Raw genomic sequence first — 6,601 nt, 5'->3', positions numbered from 1 at the left:
GCTTGCCCGCCGACTCGCGGCGCGAGCTGATGGCTCCCGGGTTCGAGCGCTCGAGCAGGATCGCCTGTCGGGGCTCCGGCCCGACATCGTGCCCGCTCCGGTCTTCGCGCCGGCGTCCTGGAGGAACTCCTCGTGCCCAACCCCCTCGCTCCCGGCTCGCTCGACGGCAAGCGCGTCCTCGTCACCGGCTCGTCCCGCGGCATCGGCGCCGACACGGTCCGGTACTTCGCCGAGGCCGGTGCCCGCGTCGTCGTGAACTACCGCTCGAAGGCGCCTCGCGCGAACAAGCTCGTCGATCAGATCGTCGCAGCGGGAGGATCCGCGTTCGCCGTCGGCGCCGACCTCACGGACGAGCAGTCGCGTGCCGACCTGTTCGCCCGCATCCGCGAGGAGCTCGGCGGTCTCGACGTGCTCGTGCTGAACGCGTCCGGCGGGATGGAGAGCAACATGGGGGAGGACTACGCCATGGTCCTCAACCGCGACTCCCAGGTCGCCACGCTGGAGGCGGCGCTGCCGCTGCTGGGCGAGGGAACCCGCGTCGTCTTCGTGACCAGCCACCAGGCCCACTTCATCCGCTCGACGCCGACCATGCCCGAGTACGAGCCCGTCGCCCTGTCCAAGCGTGCCGGCGAGGACGCCCTGCGCGACCGGATCCCCGAGCTCGCGGAGCGCGGGATCGACTTCGTCGTCGTCTCGGGGGACATGATCGAGGGCACGATCACGGCGACCCTGCTCGAGCGCTCGAACCCGGGAGCCATCAGCTCGCGCCGCGAGTCGGCGGGCAAGCTCTACAACGTGGGCGAGTTCGCGGCCGAGGTCGCTCTGGCGGCCGTCGACCCGATCCCGACGGAGAACACCCGGCTCGTGGGCGACACCTCGGACTTCGTCCAGGCGTGAGCGTCCGGGCTGTCGGCTGACTCCCAGCTCCGCGCGGCGGCGCCGAGTCCTTCCCGCGATCGATGTCTGCAGGTTCTGACGCGCGCCGGTGACCGCGAGGCGCTCCAGGCGCTCCCGTCTTCTGTCAGGGCCGGATCGCTCCGCCGGCGGTCATGTCGGGTGCTCGAAGTGCTGTTCGTCGAGGAACAGACGGGTGGGGACGCACCGTCACGACAGCCGCTCTCGGGCGTTTCTTTGACATCCGATAATGCACATTATGTCAGTTCGTTGTGCGCCCGATGCACGAACAGGGTCCCCTGCTACAAGTCAGCGAGTGAGATGCGCTCGACGGAGTGACGCCTACCGGGCCGTTCTTGCGTGGAGGCGCGCGAACACGATGCCCCCATCGGCGCCGGAGAAGCTTCGCGCTCCTCGATGAGCGAGAGGACATAAGCTCGCACACATGGCAGCCGGCGCAGTGATGTACAACTTCGCGATACAGCTGGCTGATGTGGACCGCGGCGTCTACGAAGACATCACGCTGCGGGCCGCTCGGCACCCTTCCGAGACCGACGCCTACATGATGACGCGCGTGCTCGCGTACTGCCTCGAATACGTGGAGGGGATCACCTTCAGCGAGGGGATCTCGTCGACGGCGACCGAGCCGGCGGTGCTGGTCCGTGATCTCACCGGCCGGCTGACCACGTGGATCGAGGTGGGCGCGCCGGATGCCGAGCGACTGCACTTCGGCAGCAGGCTGGCCGACCGCACGACGGTCTACACGCATCGCAACCCGGAGAAGGTGATCGCGGCGTGGTCCGGCAAGCGAGTCCACCAGCTCGAGCAGATCACCGTGCAGAGCTTCGACCACGGGTTCCTGGATGCCGCGGTCGCAGTACTCGAGCGCCGCAACACGCTGACCGTGTCGGTCGTCGAGGGGCAGCTGTATCTCGAGTTCAACGGCGTGACGTCGAGCAGCGCCGTCCACGTGCATCAGCCGGGCTGAGGCGACGCGAGAGGGCGCTCAGCGTTGCGGGAGCATGCTCGCTGTTGGCTGTGGCGACGGGAAGCTGTTCGGCATCGTAGAGAGCGAGTGCCGCCTCGACGCCCCGCTCGAGACTGGGGGTGGCGGCTAGCGAGAAAGCATCTCCCGCCGCCTTCGCTGCATCGCCGACCTTTCTCCCCCGGTGCCTGATCAACCGTAGGCAAGGTCGTGCAAGAAGGAGTTCGACGCCGGTCGAACTGCGCACCCGCATCAGAGCAATGTCCAGCAGCACCGGCAGGCACCCGCAGGCAGCGCCCTGAAACCAGGGGACGTTCCGATCCGCGCGGTGCGCAACGTGCCTTCGACGAATGTCGGAGGAGGTGTCGGCTGGCGTTCCTCCCGGAAGGTTCTGGCTCGGTCGTGACGTCGCGACCGTGCTGATCCGCATCGGACGGGTCCTCGAGTCGTGAGGAACTCCCTCCTGTCTGACAAGCCCACCATCGTTCTCGTCCACGGTGCCTTCGCGGACGCCGCCAGCTAGGCGCCCGTGACCCTCCGCCTCCTCGGCGAGGGCTACGGGGTGGCAGCCGCACGCGATGACTGCGGCGGCGCGCGTCGATCGCGTCGTTCGACGCACTGCGCGGGCCCAGCGGATCCCCCAGTCGTTCACAGTCGCCGCACATATCGCTGAGTATCGTTCGGAGAAACGGAGGTCATCATGAACACGTCATCTTCCTCGACCGGCGGCTTCGGCACCGGCAACCCCATCGACAGCATCTGGCAGGCCATGGAGCAGGCGCGCTCGAGCTTCGAGAAGCGCGTCGGAACGCGCGTCGGCCGCGGCGACGTCCGCGCCGCCGTGCTCGCCCTGCTCGCGGAGCAGCCCATGCACGGCTACCAGATCATCCACGAGATCGAGGAGCGCAGCGGCGGCAGCTGGAAGCCCAGCCCCGGCTCGGTCTACCCCACCCTGCAGCTCCTGGCGGACGAGGGCCTGATCTCGGCCGACGAGTCGAACGGCCGCAAGACCTACTCGCTCACCGAGGCCGGTCACGCCCAGGTCGCGGCATCCGGAACCGGCTCGCCCTTCTCGGAGGGCGACCAGGTCGAGGCGGGAGCACTGCCGAAGGCCGGCATCGCGCTGGCCCAGGCCGCCGCTCAGGTCCAGCGCTCCGGCACCCCTGCCCAGATCCGGCAGGCCGTGACCGAGCTCGAGGACGTGCGCCGCCGCCTGTACGCGATCCTCGCGCAGGACTGACCCGGGTGTCGTCGGTCAGCCCGGGTCCGAGTGACCCGGGCCGCCGAGCGGGCAGTGAGCGGCGGCGCTACCGCCGCATCCTGCGTTTCGCCGCCTGGCACCTCGCGGTGACCTGGTGGTTCGATCTCGTCCTCCCCCGGTTCGGGCTGTCGGTGATCGCACTGCGCACCCGCCCCGCCCGGATGCGGCGCTTCGCGCGGAGCTTCCACGTGCTCGCGGTCGAGCTGGGCGGGCTGATGATCAAGGTCGGGCAGTTCATGTCGTCGCGCCTGGACGTGCTGCCGCCGGAGATCACGCGCGAGCTCGAGGGGCTCCAGGACGAGGTGCCGCCGGTGCCGTTCCCGAGGATCCGGGCTCTCGCCGAAGCGGAGCTGGGGATGCCGCTGGAGCGCGCCTTCGCGCAGGTCGACGAGTCCCCGGTGGCCGCGGCGTCGCTGGGGCAGGCCCACCGCGCACGTCTCTCCGCGCTGGACTCGGGAGACACCGGACACAGCACGGCGATCGTCAAGGTGCAGCGTCCCGGCATCGATGCGATCGTCGACGTCGACCTCGCCGCCCTGCGCCGGGTCGGTCGGTGGCTCACCCACGTGCGCCTCGTCTCGGACCGCGTCGATGCTCCCGCACTCGTCGAGGAGTTCGCGGCGACCAGCCTCGAGGAGATCGACTACCTGCGCGAGGCCGTCAACTCGGTCCGCTTCGCCGCGGGCTTCGCCGACGACCCGCGGGTGAGCGTGCCGGACGTCGTCTGGGAGCGGTCGACCCGCAAGGTCCTCACCCTGCAGGACGTCACGGCCGTCAAGATCACCGACGCCGACGGACTGCGCGACGCGGGCATCGATCCCCGCGACGTCGCCCCCGTCTTCGCCGCGGTCATGTTCGATCAGCTCTTCACCACCGGCTGGTTCCACGCCGATCCGCACCCGGGCAACGTCTTCGTCACTCCGACTCCCGACGGGGAGCTCCCGTGGAAGCTGACCTTCATCGACTTCGGCATGATGGGCGAGGTGCCGCCCACGACCAGGGCGGGCCTGCGGGCGATGCTGATCGCCGCCGCCTCCCGCGACGGCAAGGGCCTCGTCGACGCCGCGCGCGACGTCGGCGTGCTCCTCCCCTCGGCCGACTCCCGCGAGCTCGAGCGCGCCATGACCCAGCTGTTCGCGCGGTTCGGGGGCATGGGCTTCGCGGAGCTGCGCGAAGTGGATCCGCGGGAGTTCAAGGAGTTCGCCGTGCAGTTCGGCGACGTGGTGCGCTCCCTCCCGTTCCAGCTGCCGGAGAACTTCCTGCTGATCATCCGCGCCATGTCGTTGACGTCCGGCGTGTGCAGCGCGCTCGATCCCGCCTTCAACCTGTGGGACTCGGTGGAGCCCTACGCGCAGCGGCTGATCCGGGAGGAGCGCGGCAACGTCGTGCAGGATCTCGGTCGGCAGGCCGTCGACAACCTCGCTCTGCTCTGGCGCCTGCCGCGCCGCCTCGACGCGCTCGCCTCGACGCTCGAGGACGGGACGCTCGCCGTCACGGTGCCGAGCGTGGAGCGGCGGCTGAACCGCCTCGACGCCACGGTGCGCCGAGTGGTCTCGGCGGTGCTGTTCGCAGGGCTGCTGATCGGCGGGGCCGTGGTCCGACCCGACGACGCGGTGCTCGGCTCGGTGCTGATGATCGTCTCGATCGTGCCGCTGCTGCACGCGCTGTTCTCGGGACGTCGCGCCGCCTGAGGCGCTCCTCCGATTCCCGCTGCGCTCCCCGCGAGCGCCGGTCCCGCTAGTGTGGCCGGTCGGGCCCGCCGGGTGCCGGTCAGGAGGCGCGGGTGGACACGCTGAGCGCGGTCGTGCTGCTGGTCGTCGCCGTCGGGGCGGTGTGCCAGATCGTCTCGGGAGTCGGATTCGCCCTCGTCACGTCTCCCCTGCTCGTCCTCGCGCTCGGACACGATCGGGGCGTCCGCACCGTGCTCCTGCTGTCGATCCTCCTGAACGTCGTGGTGCTCGTCCGCTCCTTCCGGCATGTGCGCGCCGCCGACGCGCTGCGACTCCTCGTGCCCGCAGCGCTCCTGATCGTGCCGGCCGTCCTGCTCTCGAACGCGTTCCGGCCCGCCGTGCTGGCGGTGGTCGCGGGTGCCGTCATCCTGCTCGCGTCCGGCCTCGTCGCGGCCGGCCGCGCCCTCCCCTTCCTCGACGGAGTGCGAGGGGCGGTCCTGGCGGGTGCGCTGAGCGGGGCGTTCACAGTGCTGGCGGGCGCGGGCGGCCCGCCGGTCGCCCTCTTCGCCGCGCAGCGGCAGTGGCCGCCCGCGGTGGCGAGCGCCACGCTCCAGGCTTTCGCGCTGCCCCTGAACGTCCTGACACTGCTGGTGCTCGGTCCCACTGCCGAGGACCTGCCCGGGCTGGGCTGGGCACTCGCGGGACTCGCCCTCGGCGCCCTGGCGGCCGTCCCGCTGGCCCGTCGGGTACCGGCCGCCGCCGTCCGGCGCCTCACCCTCGCCGTAGCCGCTCTCGGTGGTGCCGCCCTGGTCGTCGGAGGGCTCGCAGGCGCTGCCTGATCCGGACGGATCGGATCCTCGAGCCGCTCTTGACACCTCCTGGTGCGCGGCCTACTGTATCGATACATGACCCGCCTGTATCGATACAGGCACCGGAGCACGAAGGAGTGCGATGACCGGCACGACCGCGAGGACCTCCTCGTCACCCCTGGAGCGTTTCCTCGCCGATCCGTCGCTCGTCGTCTCCGGCGGGCGATGGCACCTGTTCCCGACGACGGACGGGATCCAGGACTGGGGGGCGAGCGCCTTCCGCTGCTACTCCTCCCCCGATCTCGTCGACTGGACCGACGACGGCGAGATCCTGCGTCTGGGACGGGACGTGTCCTGGGCGGACTCCTTCGCCTGGGCGCCCGCAGCACTCGAGGCTGACGGGACGCACTACCTGTTCTTCACCGCCGACAACAGCATCGGAGTAGCGCGCGCCTCCGACCCCGCCGGTCCCTACGTCGACCTCGGCGCCCCCCTGGTGCGCGCGGGGAGGTTCGCCGGAACGAGCATCGACCCGTCGGTGTTCGTGGACGACGACGGAGCGGTCTACCTGCTGTGGGGCAATTCGGTGGCGCACATCGTGCGTCTCGGCCAGGACCTCGTGTCGTTCGACGAGGACGACGTGCACTCCTGGGTCCCCACGGGCTTCCGCGAGGCGGCGCACCTGCACCGCAGGGGCGACTCCTACTTCCTCACCTGGTCCGAGAACGACACCCGGGAGGAGGACTACCGGGTGCGCTGGGCGTTCGGTCCGAGCCCGTTCGGTCCGTGGACGGACGGCGGCGTCCTGCTCGAGAAGAACACGGCGGAGGGGATCCTGGCCACCGGCCACCACACCGTCTGCCGCGTCCCGGGAACGGACGACTGGGTCATCGCGTACCACCGCTTCGCCGTCCCCGACGGCGACGGCGTGCACCGCGAGATCGTCTTCGACCTCCTCCAGCACGACGGCGACGCCCTCGTG

The 6,601-nt window shown here is 70.5% G+C and carries 6 protein-coding genes; all 6 read left to right on the top strand.

What is annotated here, in order from left to right:
- Positions 1-132 precede the first annotated feature (132 nt).
- Positions 133-897, top strand: coding sequence for an SDR family oxidoreductase (locus IOC53_RS18290; RefSeq protein WP_207408007.1), 765 nt, complete (start codon positions 133-135; stop codon positions 895-897).
- A 442-nt stretch (positions 898-1,339) separates the two neighbouring features.
- Positions 1,340-1,882 (top strand): YaeQ family protein, encoded by a 543-nt coding sequence (locus IOC53_RS18285; RefSeq protein ID WP_207408005.1) that lies wholly within the window; start codon positions 1,340-1,342, stop codon positions 1,880-1,882.
- 697 nt (positions 1,883-2,579) lie between these two features.
- Positions 2,580-3,119: a PadR family transcriptional regulator gene (locus IOC53_RS18280; protein ID WP_207408003.1), complete on the top strand. Its 540-nt coding sequence runs from the start codon at positions 2,580-2,582 to the stop codon at positions 3,117-3,119.
- Between the two features lie 5 nt (positions 3,120-3,124).
- Complete coding sequence (locus tag IOC53_RS18275) at positions 3,125-4,831, top strand: AarF/ABC1/UbiB kinase family protein (protein WP_207408001.1); 1,707 nt, start codon at positions 3,125-3,127, stop codon at positions 4,829-4,831.
- A gap of 92 nt (positions 4,832-4,923) precedes the next feature.
- A complete protein-coding gene (locus IOC53_RS18270; protein ID WP_207407999.1) occupies positions 4,924-5,649 on the top strand; it encodes a TSUP family transporter in 726 nt (241 codons plus the stop codon).
- A 112-nt stretch (positions 5,650-5,761) separates the two neighbouring features.
- Positions 5,762-6,601: family 43 glycosylhydrolase (locus IOC53_RS18265; RefSeq protein WP_207407996.1), on the top strand; the 840-nt coding region annotated here is incomplete at its 3' end.

The organism is Rathayibacter sp. SD072, from assembly GCF_017355185.1.
Lineage (GTDB): Bacteria > Actinomycetota > Actinomycetes > Actinomycetales > Microbacteriaceae > Rathayibacter.
The sequence above is the reverse complement of the archived record's forward strand: the minus strand, read 5'-3'. Positions and strand labels throughout refer to the sequence as shown.